Source organism: Maribacter aquimarinus, assembly GCF_047345505.1.
In the GTDB taxonomy this organism is placed as follows: Bacteria; Bacteroidota; Bacteroidia; order Flavobacteriales; family Flavobacteriaceae; genus Maribacter.
In genome coordinates this window covers 1-12246 of the sequence record NZ_JBLFEO010000012.1, presented here as the reverse complement: position 1 = coordinate 12246, position 12246 = coordinate 1, and the positions used below count along the sequence as shown (strand labels likewise).

Annotated in this window: 13 protein-coding genes; 1 reads left to right on the top strand and 12 read right to left on the bottom strand. The window is 52.1% G+C overall.

The window, feature by feature from the left end; all coding sequences use genetic code 11:
• Positions 1 to 24: 24 nt before the first annotated feature.
• The 4 genes from ACKWCC_RS10235 to ACKWCC_RS10220 form a co-directional block, all read right to left on the bottom strand.
• Positions 25 to 513 (bottom strand): DUF4199 domain-containing protein, encoded by a 489-nt coding sequence (locus tag ACKWCC_RS10235; protein WP_413995835.1) that lies wholly within the window; start codon positions 511 to 513, stop codon positions 25 to 27.
• Between the two features lie 454 nt (positions 514 to 967).
• Positions 968 to 1651 (bottom strand): low molecular weight phosphatase family protein, encoded by a 684-nt coding sequence (locus ACKWCC_RS10230; protein WP_413995834.1) that lies wholly within the window; start codon positions 1649 to 1651, stop codon positions 968 to 970.
• The gene (locus tag ACKWCC_RS10225; RefSeq protein WP_413995833.1) at positions 1605 to 2492 is read right to left on the bottom strand and encodes an arsenite methyltransferase; all 888 of its coding nucleotides are present in this window, start codon (positions 2490 to 2492) and stop codon (positions 1605 to 1607) included. Before ACKWCC_RS10225 ends, ACKWCC_RS10230 begins: the two co-directional genes overlap by 47 nt.
• 11 nt (positions 2493 to 2503) lie before the next feature.
• Complete coding sequence (locus ACKWCC_RS10220; protein WP_413995832.1) at positions 2504 to 2836, bottom strand: ArsR/SmtB family transcription factor; 333 nt, start codon at positions 2834 to 2836, stop codon at positions 2504 to 2506.
• 589 nt (positions 2837 to 3425) lie between these two features.
• Here ACKWCC_RS10220 and pgl point away from each other — a divergent pair.
• Entirely contained in the window at positions 3426 to 4148 is a 723-nt protein-coding gene (pgl, locus tag ACKWCC_RS10215) for a 6-phosphogluconolactonase (RefSeq protein ID WP_413995831.1), read from the top strand.
• Here the strand turns inward: pgl and ACKWCC_RS10210 are convergent, their stop codons facing one another.
• The 8 genes from ACKWCC_RS10210 to ACKWCC_RS10175 form a co-directional block, all read right to left on the bottom strand.
• On the bottom strand, positions 4149 to 5204 hold the full coding sequence (locus ACKWCC_RS10210) for a hypothetical protein (protein WP_413995830.1): 1056 nt from the start codon (positions 5202 to 5204) through the stop codon (positions 4149 to 4151). It lies immediately after the preceding gene.
• A 67-nt stretch (positions 5205 to 5271) separates the two neighbouring features.
• The gene (locus tag ACKWCC_RS10205; RefSeq protein WP_413995829.1) at positions 5272 to 5817 is read right to left on the bottom strand and encodes an acyl-CoA thioesterase; all 546 of its coding nucleotides are present in this window, start codon (positions 5815 to 5817) and stop codon (positions 5272 to 5274) included.
• Entirely contained in the window at positions 5817 to 6182 is a 366-nt protein-coding gene (locus ACKWCC_RS10200) for a 6-phosphogluconate dehydrogenase (protein ID WP_413995828.1), read from the bottom strand. Before ACKWCC_RS10200 ends, ACKWCC_RS10205 begins: the two co-directional genes overlap by 1 nt.
• Before the next feature lie 202 nt (positions 6183 to 6384).
• Positions 6385 to 7704, bottom strand: a complete 1320-nt coding sequence (locus ACKWCC_RS10195; protein WP_413995827.1) for a DNA recombination protein RmuC — start codon at positions 7702 to 7704, stop codon at positions 6385 to 6387.
• 122 nt (positions 7705 to 7826) lie between these two features.
• Complete coding sequence (locus ACKWCC_RS10190) at positions 7827 to 8114, bottom strand: hypothetical protein (RefSeq protein ID WP_413995826.1); 288 nt, start codon at positions 8112 to 8114, stop codon at positions 7827 to 7829.
• A 151-nt stretch (positions 8115 to 8265) separates the two neighbouring features.
• Entirely contained in the window at positions 8266 to 9132 is an 867-nt protein-coding gene (locus ACKWCC_RS10185; RefSeq protein ID WP_413995825.1) for an ABC transporter ATP-binding protein, read from the bottom strand.
• Positions 9133 to 9937: 805 nt separating this feature from the next.
• Entirely contained in the window at positions 9938 to 10969 is a 1032-nt protein-coding gene (locus tag ACKWCC_RS10180; RefSeq protein WP_413995824.1) for a FecCD family ABC transporter permease, read from the bottom strand.
• The gene (locus ACKWCC_RS10175) at positions 10969 to 12114 is read right to left on the bottom strand and encodes an ABC transporter substrate-binding protein (protein ID WP_413995823.1); all 1146 of its coding nucleotides are present in this window, start codon (positions 12112 to 12114) and stop codon (positions 10969 to 10971) included. Before ACKWCC_RS10175 ends, ACKWCC_RS10180 begins: the two co-directional genes overlap by 1 nt.
• Positions 12115 to 12246: the final 132 nt, after the last annotated feature.

Sequence of the window (12246 nt, the reverse complement as noted above, 5' to 3'; positions counted from 1 at the left end):
TCAAATTGGGGGAAGGGTATCCTATTAGACGTTCTTTTTAGTGCGAATGAAAAGCATCGCAACGGCTGTGGTGACAATGCCCATCACCAAAGCGGCAATAGTACTCTGAACCATATAATTTTTGAGATTAAAATACGCCTGGGCCGCTTCAACGGATGCGTGGTAGCCCGTTTTAACGGAATGGGCAATGACGTTCGGAAAAAATTCCGGTGTAATGATGGTGGAGGTAATCCATTGGGTCAAGGGGCTCAATAGCGCAATGAACAAGGACAACAGTATGCCCGAGATCAAGCCTTGTTTGTAGTTCATTTGTCCTGAATAGTAATTTTTCTTTTTGTCTTTAAGTGCCAAGACCATAACGATAATGGCAGGGATTGCAAAAAGGTTGGTGAGATACATGTGTTTGTCAATGTGCGTCCCGTGCAGGCCAAACAGTTTCTCAAGAAGCATCCACAATAAACCCATTATGGAAAAGATGATGGCCCATTTTACTTCAATTTTTAGGTTTTTCATAATCATTGCCTGTTAAGTTTTACGCTGGCGTTCGTGTTCTTTTTAGTGTACGTTTCTGCTTGTGCCTTGCTCCTCAAGGCTTGGGTTCTTGAGGTTTGGTTGGGGTACGTTCCATTGGTGTTGTGCCCTTTGGGCAGGGAACGTGGTTTGGATCGAGCTAGGGCGATACAGGCTTAGGGTCTTTTAAAAATACACAAAATGCCGGAAACTATTCGGGTGAGGGGTACATTTTGAAAGAGCGATCTCATCCCAAATTAAATGCCCCTTTGGTTATGTCCTTGTTTGAATTTTTTTTGAGCCCCGTGATGGGCATCAGAGCTGCATATAGGTTCCCCCACACCTTATGAGCCCATCGGCCCCGGTTCCAGCTCCCATATCGGGCAGGAAATCAGGGGAGCGTTTTGCCACGGTAAAACGTTCCCAACAGGCCGGGTTTTTCACTTCTTGGGTTGGCCTAAACGGTACTCGCATCCGATTTTGCCCGGGACAGTGCGTATAAAAGCTCGGTGGCTATGAGCGCACTACAGGCTTGGTAGGCTACCGCTTGTTCCGGGGTACCGTCAGACCCTTTTGGATCGGTGTAGGTAATGGCCGCCCTGCTTTGGGCACCGGCCACCACGGGGCAGCTTTCATTGGCCGAAGCGCAGGTCATGATGGCCATGAATTGGGATTTGGGGTTGCCCGGGGCGTCCCATTTTTTGGAAAATCCCTTTACGGCCGGCACCTCCCGGGCAAACTGAATGTGGTACACGGGGTTCTTGCCCTGGGAATCCCGATCAATGCAAAAGCCCGTGGCGCGCAGTACCCGCACAATTTCAGGGTAAAGGGCGGTGGCCTCGGTGCCCCCGGAATAACAATGCACTTTAGAGAGGTGAAGATGGTGGGCCAGGGTCTGCGCCCAAACCTGGGCCAAATGGCTCCGGCGGGAATTATGGGTGCAGATAAAATTGAGGTGCACGTCCTTACCTTCCCTTATCCTGGAAACCAGAAAATCGATCAGCGGTTGTAGGGCCTTCTTGCGGTCTTCCGGAATGGCGGTAACATCTAGCCCGCTTACAAAGGTTCCCAATTTCTTGTACAGGGCCATGGTCTTAGCAGCAGCCGGAATTGGGGGCGCAGCTTCCACTGGAATCCGCATGGAGGAGGGTAATTTTTTTTGGGTCACTGGCTCCGCCCGGTTTCTCCGCATAGACGGTAATGCTGAAAATGCCCGTTTGTCCCTGATTGAATTCCCGGACTTCTTCCGCACCCAGGTAATTGCCCAAAATATCTTCCGGAATGTGTATGGGCTTTTCTTTCTGTAGGGCAATATTGGTAAAGCCCGCCGCCGCTATGGCAGCCAAGTAGGCTTCTTTTTGTACGGCCCCGGCCACGCAGCCGGCATACATTTCCGCGTCTTGCTTCAAGGCTTCGGGCAGGGTTCCCACTAGGACAATGTCAGAGATGCTAAAGTGTCCTCCCGGTTTCAGTACCCTGAAAATTTCGCGGATCACCTTGGGTTTGTTGGGCACCAAGTTCAGCACACAATTGCTCACCACCACATCGGCCACGGCATCGCCCACGGGCATATCATCAATGTCTCCCTCCCGGAACTCCACGTTGTTGTATCCCATTTTCTCGGCATTTCTCCGGGCCTTCTCGATCATTTTTGGGGTAAAATCGATCCCGATCACTTTGCCTTCGGCCCCCGATTCGTGTCGCGCCACAAAGCAATCGTTCCCCGCCCCGGAGCCCAGGTCGATCACCGTGTCTCCGGTCCGTATTTGGGCAAATTCCGTGGGCAGTCCACAGCCCAGGCCCAGATCGGCATCTTCCACATAGCCTTGGGTATCGGAGTAGTCGTCCATCATCACGTTGTACACCTTATTGGTAGGGGTGGTGGCCCCACAGCATGAGGCGGCGTTGGCCGCTTTGCCCTGTTCCGCAATTTGGGCATAGCGGGTCTTCACTATGTCCTTCAATCTTTCTTCCTTGTTCATTTTGTTGTTATTTAGCAGCACTGGGGTGCTGTTTGTTTGTCCCTGTTTAAAAACGGAAGTACCACAGCCTTCATTTTCAGCCAGTTTTCCCGGTGAATGCAGTAGCACACCCGGGTGCCTTCCACCTCGCCCCGGATAAGTCCCAACAATTTCAATTCCCTTAAGTGCTGGGAGATGGTGGGCTGCGCCAATCCAATTTCAAGGACCAGGTCGCCGCAGATGCAGGTGTCGATCTCAAAGAGGTGCTGTAATATGGCCACCCTGGCCGGATGGCCAAATACCTTCCCGTATTGCGCAATGCTGTTCTGTTCTTCCGTAAAGATTTCGGTTTTGGCGAGGCCCATTATTCATTTGTTTATTGCAATATTACGATTAATATTTAAAATGTGGGTGCCATCGCCAAAAAAAATGTGTTGCGCCAATTTTATAAATCCATGTTCATTGCTTTTTTAGGTTGAAAGTTTTTTGGGTTGAAGGTTTTTTGGGTTGAAGGTTTGATTTCGATATCCGTTGCATTCCCGGTATTGGTTGGTGGCCTCTAGGGCATTATGATATATGGGATGCCCGTTGCTGAATTGTTTTTTTGATGTTTGGTGGGAGCCCGGGCCGTGGGCTTTTGCTTTTACGGCCTTCTTTTGTAACGATCAATTCCACAGCTGTGCTTATCTTTGGGTCCAAGTGACGTTTTGGAACTTCGTCATGACGTTTCGAGATGCCTTGGATGCTGGGGTTGCATCCCTTTCAAGATGCGCTGCCACGGGGACTTCGCAGAAGAATGGCGCTGTGCTGGTATTTGGGGCGGCCGGAGCCCAAATGGTATTTCCAATGCATCTTTTGGGGGCAAAGGAAATGGTGTGGCCCTTGTTTTCAAATGGGGATGGGGCGCAGGGTTCCTTTGGCATCATAAACTTCTTAATTTTTAAAAGAACAACGATGGAAACAAGGATCTACGAGAACAAACAGGCTGTGGCAGCCGCTTTTGCGGCCTATTTTGCCCATTTGGTAAAGGACCGTGGTCCGTTTCACCTGGCCCTCTCCGGGGGCAGTACGCCAAAATTGATTTTTGATGTGCTCGCGGCAGATTACGGCACCAGCATAGATTGGTCCCAAGTCCATTTTTATTGGGGAGATGAGCGTTGTGTGCCGCCCACGGACCCCCAGAGCAATTTTAGGATGACAAAGGAGCATTTGTTCTCCAAAATCCAGGTGCCCAAGGAGAACATTAACCGTATTTTGGGCGAGAACCAACCCGCGGGCGAGGCCATGCGCTACGCCAATCTGTTGGAGATCAACTTGGACCGGGTGGAAGAGGTGCCGCAGTTTGATCTCGTTCTCTTGGGCATGGGAGATGATGGCCACACGGCCTCCATCTTTCCGCACCAAATGGAACTTTGGAACGCGTCCGATCATTGTGCCGTGGCCACCCACCCGGATACCGGTCAGCAACGGGTCACCATCAACGGAAAGGTGATCAACCGTGCCAAGGAGGTCATCTTCTTGGTCACCGGTAGCTCAAAGGCGGAAAAGATAAAGGAAATAAGTGCCAAGGAAGCGGGCCACGAAAGCTATCCCGCCTCCCTGGTGGCCCCGGAGTCTGGCAAGCTCACTTGGTTTTTGGACCAGGATGCGGCGTCCTTGCTGCCATCTGCCACCTGATCAGGGTTCCGGGTAAACCCTGCTACTGCCGTCCTGGTTTTGGAAGGCCTCAAGATCCTGGGCAATGAGCTGCCCCAACAGCATTATGTTATTGGCCACAATGGGATCTACCGTGTTGGGTACTTCATAATCTGCGGGCACATTGGTGGCGTACATGGCCATATAGGTAATGAGCCCCGCCATAAAATACAGGGTGGGCCGGCCGTGGGGCGCATCGTCTTCGTACAAGGTGGTGGTGGCAATGGCATTGAACGGTTCCTGGGTCAGGATCTTGGCCATGATGGGGCCAACGGGAATCATTTTTATCTGCATTTCCGGTCTTGCGGCCATCAGCGCATCGTGGTAGTCCAACCACCATGCATGAAATTCGTTTTGGGTATGGGCGTGGTAAGAGGCCAGCTGCTGGGCCGTGGGCGGGAAACTGCCATTGTCCAGAAAAGGGGCCATGTCCGGCCAGTTTTCATAAATGTAGAGGGCCATGTCCGGCTGCTGTTCGCGTGCCCAGTCAAAAATGGACAAGGTGGCCTGTATGGGGGAAATGGCTTCGTTATAGTAGTTTTCGGTGGCGGGCTGGTATTGTATGAAGTTGGCCGCTGTGAGCAGTACGGAGTTAAAATTGGCCTCGGCAAAGGTTTCCCTGTCCGATTCCCAAGCCGGGGCGGCCAGATCAAAGCCCCATTGGGATATGGGCGGTAGATTGTCATGCTGAGGTAAAAAGCCATACTGGCCGGCCACTTCAAATTCCAAGTCGGCAGCTTGGGCCAAGCTCGCCATCCAATGGGGCACGGTGGTCTCATTGCTTGGGGTGGGAATGGCCGGTGGATCGTGAACCACCAGGCTATGGCCAAAAATATAGGTGCGCAGGGCGCTCAGTGCCGTTCCCGAGGGCGTGGTGGGCGGTGCCGTGGGCGGATCTGGATTTTCCCTGGGCGGATCGCTGGGTCCCGGATCCGCATTCTCCGTGGTTTCACCATTGTCTTCTAGGTCCGGTTCCACCGCGTCCGGGCTGCATCCCAAAATACAAATGAACAGCAGGAAGGTGAGTACGGTCTTCATCGTTGGTATAGGGAAATGGTTTACCAATGGAACATCCATAACGGTAAAAACCCTACCTAAAGTATGCTCATTTGAGCTTTAACTGCACATTTTCGTTTTTTGCCAAGGAAATGTAATTGGCCACTTTGAACTTCTTTTCGTCAAATTTGGAATCGCGCTGAAACGCGGCCTGCTTGCGCTCCACACTGCGGGCAAATCTTCGCAATCCCTGTTTATCGGTCACAATAAGGCCGGGAACGGGAATGTTGCGGCCGTTCTTGTCCTTGGCCACCATGGTAAAATAGCTGGAGTTGCAGTGTTTTTTCTTTCCCGTGATGATGTCCTCTGCTTCCACGCGCACGCCCACCACCATACTGGTGCGGCCGGTATAGTTGATGGAGGCCTTAAGGGTGAGCAGGTTGCCCACTTCCACCGGATTTAAAAAATCTACCCGGTTCACGGAGGCGGTTACGCAATAGGATTGGGAATGCTTACAGGCACAGGCAAAGGCGATCTGGTCCATGAGGTTCAGGATGTAGCCGCCGTGCACCTTGCCCCCAAAATTGCTGTGGGAGGGCTGCATGAGCTCTGTGATGGATACCCTGGACTCCTTACTGCTCTTGAATTTTTCCATCAGTCTCTAAAATGGGGTGAATTTTCGCGTTTAACATCGGTCACAAAATACTTGGTGTCTCCCAACCACATAAAGGTGGCATAGCGTTCGGTATAGCTTACCTTCACGTACTGGCCTTGGTACTCCTGCAGTTTCTGGATCACCTCCTTGTCCTTGTCCAGCACCGAAAAGGGAAAGATCTGGGCCCCGGATATGCCCTGGCTGATCTCGCCCTCCCATGTTTTTATGAGCACGCCCTTGTGACTGATCTTTATGAGCTCCCCGGAGCGGACGCCCTCACTGTAGGGCACGTAATAGATAAAGGCGTAATAGAGGGCACCCACCAACAAGATGCCGCCAATAAAGAATAAGAGTATTTTTTTCATACTATCCGGTGCTATGGGGTTAAAGGCCGGTTACGGCGCTTAGGCCCCAAAAATACGCATCAAAAAGGAAAATGTGGCACATTGCCCTGCAAAGGTGGCCACGGCACGCCCATACTGCTCCCAAGGCTTCCCGGTTTTGGCGGCCCCATTGCCCCTTGTGCCAAAAAGGCCGGATCAAGGCTGGGGTGGGGGCCGATCGGGGTCATTCCTCGGCGTCGGCCTCCCGGGTAAGCTGTTCGGGGAGCGACTTTTTGGTCTTGGCGCCCATTTTTTTGAGTCGTTCCGCCCTGGAGATGAGATTTCCCTTGCCCTCGGTGAGCTTGTTCATGGCACCTTGGTACTCGCTCTTGGCCTCATCCAGTTTTTTGCCCACCCTGTCCATATCGGTCACAAATCCGTGAAACTTGTCGTAAAGGGCGCCAGCTTGGCGGGCGATCTCCACGGCGTTGCGGCGCTGTCTCTCATTGGTCCACATACTGTCTATGGTGCGCAGGGTGGCCAATAGCGTGGTTGGGGTAACAATGACAATGTTCTGTTCAAAGGCCTTGTTGTACAGGCTGGGGTCTTGTTGTGTGGCCAGGGCAAAGGCAGGTTCCATGGGCACGAACAACAGCACAAAATCCGGACTTTCCATGGCGTAAAGGTCCTCGTATTTTTTGGCAGATAGCTGTGAGACGTGCCGTTGCAATGAGGCAATATGGTTTTTTAAGTGTTGGGGGCGCTGCGCTTCCTCGGCGTTTATGTAGCGCTCATAGTCGGTGAGGGAGACCTTGGCGTCCACCACCATTTTTTTGCCGTTGGGGAGGTTAATGACCACATCTGGCAGTACCCGGCTGCCATCGCCCCGCACCACGTGCTGCTGCACGCTGTATTCCCTATCCTTGACCAAGCCAGATTTCTCCAGCACGCGCTCCAGTACCAGTTCTCCCCAATTGCCCTGCATCTTGCTGTCTCCCTTGAGGGCCTTGGTAAGGTTCTCTGCCTCCTGGGTGATCTTCAGGTTTTGGTGCTGCAACTGCGCCAGCTGTTCCTTTAGTGCCGCGTGCAGGCCAATGTTCTCTTTCTGGGAATCGGCCACTTTTTTCTCAAAAACCTGTATTTTCTCCTGCAGGGGATGCAGCAACCGTTGCATGTTCTGATGATTCTGTTCGGTGAACTTGGCACTGTTGCGGTCCAATATCTTGTGGGCCAGGTTCTCAAATTCCTTGGTAAAGGTTTGCTGCAGCTTTGTGGTCTCTTCCCGCTGCTCCCGGTTTCTGCGGTCCAGGTTTTCGTTGATGCCCTCAAGACGCACTATTTTCTGGCCCAGCAGTTCTTTTTCCAATTGCAGTTGCCGACGCTCTTCCAAAAGCATGTTTTTTTCCTTTTCCTCCCTTTGTAATTGCTGTTGCCAGTGGTTTTCGAGTTCTTCCGCAAGGGCTTTTTGGGCCCCCAGTTTTGTCTTTTGGAGGTAGTTGCCCAGTAGAAAGCCCAAAAAAAGCCCCAAGGGCAAGAGTAGCAGATAAACGTAAGTGGTTTCCATATGGCATTTTGGCCCCGTAAAGATAGGGGTTTGTCTGCTTTGTGCTTTGCGCATCCCCGTATAAATAAGGAATGGCGGTCCGTAAGGCTCCGCTCTAATTGCCCTTGGGGCCACTGGGTGTATTATTCTTCCATAAAACGAATGGCGGTGACCTCAAAGAAGTTGGCACATTGATCGCCATCGTTTATGCCCTGGTAGATATGACCGCTGAACACTACCTGGGCATTGGGCACTTGAAAAGCCGGATCCAGGTTACAGGGAAAAAAATCCAGAAGTACCGTATTCCTTACCCGTTCATCTGGCCGTAAGAGGAAGGCCCCACATCCTTCGTTTCCGGGTACTATGGTACCCACAATGTCCGTGATGGTATCTACAATGGGAGCGTCTCCAAAGGTAGTGCATCCGGGCACCGGATCATTGTTTGAGCAGGACCATGGTGCCAAAATCAATCCAATGATATAAAAAAGGTGCAGAGGGCCAAGGCATGGTTTCATTTTTAACTTGAATGTGAAGCAAATAGTAGTCACCTAAAATACGAAATTATGGTCCATTGGGCGCATGCTATTTTTTTATCTTAAAACTGCCCGATCGGGCATCAAAGGCAATGCTGTCCTGGGGAAACAAGCGATCAAAGGCTTTTTCTGAAATGAGTTCACAGGGCTGTCCAAAGGGATTCTTGGCCCCATCCAACACTAAGATGCGGTCGCACAGCTGTATGGCCAGGTCGATCTCGTGGGTGGTGAAGACAATGGTTTTTGACTGCTGGTGGGCCAGGTGTTTTAACAGTTTTAAGATCTGTACCTTGTGGTGAAGGTCCAAATGGGTGGTGGGCTCATCCAATAAGATCAGGGGCGTGTTCTGTGCCATGGCCCTGGCAATATGGACGCGCTGCAATTGCCCGTCGCTCAGCTCGTGGCATTTTTTGTGCCTTAAGTCCCCCAATTCCGTTTGCGCCACACAATGGTCAATGGCCTCCCGGTCTTGCTTACTGAGCCGGCCCAACCAATTGGTGTAGGGAAACCGGCCCAGCGCAATGAGTTCCATCACCGTCATGTTCTTGGATGCCAAGGGCTCGGTGAGCACCATTCCCAATTTTGCCGCCAATTCTTCGGGCCCATAGGTGTGCAGTTCCCTGCCATCAATGCAAATGCTCCCGGAAAGTGGTGGCTGCAAATTTCCCAGGGTGCGCAACAAGGTGGATTTTCCAATCCCGTTTACGCCCACTATGGCGCACAATTGGCCCGCTGGCAGGGCAAAGGAAATATCCTGGGACACCACGGAGGTGGCTCCCTTGCTGCCGTAGCCAATGGCAAGTTCTAAAACGCGAAGGGTGGGGTGTTCTTTTTTTTCGATGGTAACGTAGTTTTTGCGGAAGCCCTTTGTTACGGGCAGGTTCCTTTTTCTTGCAAGGTAACAAAGGATGTGCATCCCGTGCAATGTTAACCCAGATTATGTATTGGAAGGCCGTTGTGAAGCTTCCGCCAAAAGCACATACCGGGGTTGGCTCGATAGAAGTAAAGCACGGCCAAGGCCACATCGCAAAACAAAGGGCGCAGCGAGCGTATTTGCAGTAGCTCCGGGCCGTAACAACCTGAGTTCGATTTATGGCTAACGGATAAAAAGGTGCTTTATCAGTGATTGGCAGCTCGAGCGCCCGCCTGAATTGTGGTCTGGGCAGGCAGTTGGGACCTACTTTTGTTAGACAATCTGTACCGAATGACCTTTCTACTGCGCTCAAGGTGACACCTTGTTTTGCACAAAGCACTGATAGAGATAAACTATGCTCAACCTATACAATTGAACTCAGATCAATGGCATTTCCAATGCCTATTTTGGGTTTAGCGGTCGTATTCGGAGACATCAACTTTGGGACAAGGCCTCTTTGAGGGTTTTGCAGCGGAATTGACCCTTATTGGCCATCAACAGAAAACCACAAAAAGCCGTTCGGTAGGGAATCTTCCTCCTTTATGAAGGTGTTAAAATTTACCACCTCGGTTTAACCCAGATTATGCACTAGTCCCCTGATGAATGGCTTCATAATTTTTCAAAGGATAACTTGGTTGCTTGAGTGTTATATAGTAGACTTTCGTCATGAGGATGTAAAGCCCAATAAAATCAAGATTTTTGCGAATGAGGTGTAGCCATCGCTACGGTGAATGAGCAAAAGTCAGTGCAACGATTGATTTTGCGGGGATTTGCAGCCGTAATAGAATTTCTAATGCTTAATCTGGGTTTAAAATATCATCTTTTTCTTCCGTACCAACAGCCAAATGACCACGGGCGCACCAATGATGGAGGTGATGGCGTTTATGGGGAGCACCTTGGCCGAGCTGGGCCATTGTGCCACGGTATCGCACAGCAACATTAAAATGGCCCCATAGAGAAAGACGGCCGGGAGCAGCAAACGGTGTTCCGTGGTCTTGAACAACTGTTTGGTAAGGTGCGGCACGGCAAGACCCACAAAGGCAATGGGCCCCGCAAAGGCCGTTATGCCGCCCGCCAAAAGCCCCGTGGACAGTATGATCATGAAACGGGAGGTTTTGAGGCCCACCCCAAGGGTTTTGGCATAGTGTTCGCCCAAGAGAAAGGCGTTGAGGTTCTTTAGGGTAAAAAGGGCCGCCAACAGCCCTAGGCACACCACGGTGGCCAGCACGCCCACCTGGTTCCAGGAGAGGCTGCCCACGGCCCCATAGGACCAAAAAATAAACCGCTGAAGTTGATCTGCCTGGCTAAAGTAGGCCAAGACACTGACCACGGCAGCGGTAATGCTGCCAAACATAAGGCCAATGATCAAAAGCGCCATGGTGTCCCGTACACGGTTGGCCACCATCATGACAATGGCAAGCACCAAAAAACTGCCCAAACTGGCCGCAACGGCCAAGGAAACATCGTTGCCCCAACCAAAGGTGGCAAACCCTGACAGCAGGGAGGTGCCCATGAGCAAGAGGGCCGCGCCCAGGCTGGCTCCACTGCTTATGCCCAGGACAAAGGGCCCGGCCAGGGGATTTCTAAAGAGGGTCTGCATCAACAACCCGCTCACGGCGAGACCGCCACCCACCAGAATGGCGGTCAGGGCCTTGGGCAAACGGTAATGGCGCACAATGTAGGTCCATGAGGGCGTATCGGTCTCGCCCCCAAACAGGCTGGTTAGGGTGGCCGAGATGGGAATCTGGACACTGCCGGAGGCCATATTGAGAAAGGCGGCCAGCAAGAGCGCAACCAGCAGTGCCAGCAGCCAAAGTCTATAGGTTGTTCCTTGCCCCATTATTGCAAGGGTTTAAAAAAGAAGGGTTGGTAGTCCGGTAACAGCTCCGGATGGAAAATATGCACAAGGTCCTTTAGGATCATGTCCGGCCGCTGCGGCCCCAGTTCATAGAACAACAAGCCGCCGGTGGGCCCTACCGTGGCCGAAAAGGTATGGATGTTCTTGCTGTGGAATGCCCCGAACTGTTGGTAGTGCTCATTGGCTTCGGCCATCCCGGCATAGCTTTTGAACTGGGAGGGCGAAATCCAGAATTCCGCTTCCCGCCCTTTTTCCAAAACCGATTCCAGACTTAGGGAAAGGCTGCCGGTGCCCTGGGTATCTTCCCAGAGATACCGTGCATTGGCGTCCCGGATAAATTGGGCGGCCCAGCTCTCGCCCGCCGGAAGGTACCAAACATCCTTGTAGAGGGCGCCACTGAGCACGGTGGGCATCCCTTTTGCTTCTTTGGCCAGCTCCTTGATGTGCCGGTAATTTGCCGAGATGTCCTTAAAAATGCGATCGGCCTGGTCTTCTTTGCCCAACAGCACCCCAAAAAACTTGATCCATTCCGCCTTGCCAAGTGGGGTCTGCTCGGTCCAATCGCCATTATAGAGCACCGGGATGCCGGCCTTGGACAAGAGTTCATAGGAAGCGTTGTTGGCATCCATGGCAAAGCCCACCACCGCATCTGGCCGCAGCTCCAGGACCATTTCCACATTAAGGCGTTCGTTCTGCCCCAATTCCTTTATGTCGCCCTTGGCGATCAGCTCCCTGGCCGGCATGGAAGATATGTACTTGGTGTCCGGGAATCCCTTTAAACGGGTAAGTCCGCCAAGTGCCTCCAATGCCGGGATGTGTGTGGTGGAGGTCACCACCAGGTTTTCCACCGGGGTGCCCACAACGGCATCATACTGTGCAGCGGCATGGTCATGGCCGGCCATGCTGTCCTTGGGAATGAAGGCGTAGCGAAAGGTCTTTTTGGCATTGGGCCAAGGGCGGGTCACCGCGAGCACGGGATAGGGCCCACTATTGTCCAATTGAAAGCCAAGGGCATGGGCCATTGGGCCGGGCGTGCCCTCTTGGGCACCATTCTTTGGTGCCGCCTCCCGGCAAGAGGCCATGCTGAAAAGGAGCGCCAAGCAGCTTATAAAGGGAACAGATCTCACGGTACGTTGTTTAATTCATCTTAAAAATCCACCTGCTTTGCAGGTGGTCATGTTCTGAGGGCTATGCCTATTTTTGTTGTATGGGTAAATATAGGAAACTCAGCCATGTTGTCTACAAATGTGATTATCACA